2 protein-coding genes are annotated in these 2,302 nt (G+C 63.8%); one reads left to right on the forward strand and one right to left on the reverse strand.

Features of this window, described 5'->3' with window-relative positions; genetic code table 11:
* The coding region (locus AC16JP_RS00630) for a TonB-dependent receptor (RefSeq protein ID WP_484338665.1) at positions 1-1,468 on the reverse strand (1,468 nt) is incomplete at its 3' end.
* 263 nt (positions 1,469-1,731) lie between these two features.
* Here AC16JP_RS00630 and AC16JP_RS00635 point away from each other — a divergent pair.
* Positions 1,732-2,302: SDR family NAD(P)-dependent oxidoreductase (locus AC16JP_RS00635; RefSeq protein ID WP_484338666.1), on the forward strand; the 571-nt coding region annotated here is incomplete at its 3' end.

Consider the following 2,302-nt stretch of genomic DNA (forward strand, 5'->3'; position numbering starts at 1 on the left):
TGTCGCCCGGACGGCCGACGGCGGCAGCCACGGCATCATAGCCATAGAGGCCCGGAACCGCGAGCCCGCCCCAAAGCGCAACCGGCGACCGGAGTGCAGCCGGAATGGCCGGGTTGCCTGCAATCGCCGCAGCTACCGCCGGGTTGACGCAGCCAGCGGACGCCGTGGAGAGCAGACCGTTGATACCGATCGATGCAGCGGTCGTGGCAAGGCTGTTCGCCACTACGCAGTTCGCATAACGGGTATAGTCCTTGCCGTAGGTCAGGTTGTCGGTCTGATCGAGACGCTCGTGCGCGAAATAGCCGCCGACCAGCCAGTCCAGCCGGTCGTCGAAGGCCTGACCGTTCAGGCGCAGTTCCTGGCTGAACGTGCGGAACCGGCGAACGTTATCGGTGCGAGCGAGGATGTCGAGATTGTTGAAATCGGCGTCCTGCCCGCTGTTCGCCTTCCAGTCGCGATAGGCGGTGATCGACGTGATCTCTCCGAAGCCGAGCGACCAGTTCGCTTCGGCGGAAAGGCCCCAGTCCGTCACGTCGGAACGATAGCCGAGGCCGGGTGTCAGCGCGGTCTTGCGGCCGAACGTGTCGTCATTGATGATTCCGCCCAAGCCACGCACGATGCCGACGATCGGGTTGTTGCCGGTCGTCGTCACGTTGCCCGCAGCGTCGCGGTAGGCCATCTGGAACGGCAGATAGGTCGCCGCGCAGCATTCCTCGTTACGCTTGGCCGCGTCGCCGATCAGGCGGATTTCCAGATCGTCGTTCGGCGTGAACAGCAGTTGTGCACGCGCCATCCAGCGATCGCGGCCATTCAGCTTGCGGCCCGAAACCACATCCTCGATGAAGCCGTCGCGCTTCACATAGGTGCCGTCGACACGATAGGCGAGCTTGTCGCCGGCAAGCGGCCCGGTGACCGATCCGCCAAGCCGCCAGTAATTATAGTTGCCGTAGGTGAGTTCGGCAGAACCTTCCGGCTCGAAACGGGGTTTCGCCGTCACGATATTGATGAGGCCCGCCGACGCATTCCGGCCGAACAGCGTGCCCTGCGGGCCGCGCAGCACTTCGATGCGATCGATCGCGCCCAGTTCGGTCAGCCCGGCGCCCGAGCGCGACCGGTAAACACCGTCGACGAACACCGCAACCGACGATTCAAGGCCCGCATTGTCGCCGACGGTGCCGATACCGCGAATGCGGACGGCCGCCGAATTTGCTTCCGATGAAGTCGACGAAACCAGCAGCGACGGGCTGACCTGATTAAGCTGACGGATATCGGACGCACCCGAGTTCTGCAGCGATTCCGCCGTGACCGCACTGACGGCGATCGGAACATCCGACAGCGCCTGTGCGCGCTTGGTGGCAGTGACGATGATGTCGCCCATTTCATTGCCGGCGGCAGCGCCCTGGCTATCCTGGGCAAAGGCGGGCGCACCGGCGCAAAGGGCAACGGTTGCAAGAAGAACGGAACGCATGGCTACTCCCTCAAAATGAACAACCCCGGCTGTGGGGTTCTTTCCGAATGGGAATAGCCATCGCCCGGATACCGCCGCCAGGCAATGCGCCTGCACCGGGTGCCGCAACCGATGACGATGCGACCGTTGCAGCTTTGCAACAAACTGCCCCCGTGCCCGCCGGATCGCGGCCGATGCGACATCGCGCCACGCACATATGACGGGCAGACAGTGCGCCGGGCGATCGCCTAGGGGGGTGGCCGATACAATCAGGGAATCAGACCATGGCCAGACTTGCAGGAAAAATCGCACTCATCACCGGCGCCGCTTCGGGGCTGGGACTCAGGATGGCGCAACGCTTCGCACAGGAAGGTGCGCGCGTGTTGCTGACCGACATCGACATCGAGAAGGTTACCGCCGAAGCAGCCGCGATCGGCGCGAATGCCGCAGCGTTCCACCACAATGTGACGTCCGAGGAACAGTGGATCGCTGCCGTCGATGAAGCAAAGCGCGTGTTCGGCGGCTTGCACATACTGGTGAACAACGCCGGCATCGGCCCGGCTGGCGATGTCGAGCACACCAGTCTCGAGGACTGGCGGCTGGTGCATACAGTCGATCTGGACGGAGTGTTTCTGGGCTGCAAGCACGCCATCCCGCTCATCCGCGCGACAACGCGGGCGGAAGGCACACGCGGCAGCATTCTCAACATCTCGTCGATCGCCGGAATAATCGCCTCGGGGCGGATGGCTGCCTACAACAGCGCCAAGGCGGCGGTCCGCCACCTCAGCAAATCGGTTGCGCTGCATTGCGCCTCGAAGCGCGACGCGATCACCTGCAATTCGATCCACCCGACTT

It is taken from the genome of Sandaracinobacteroides sp., assembly GCF_057137845.1.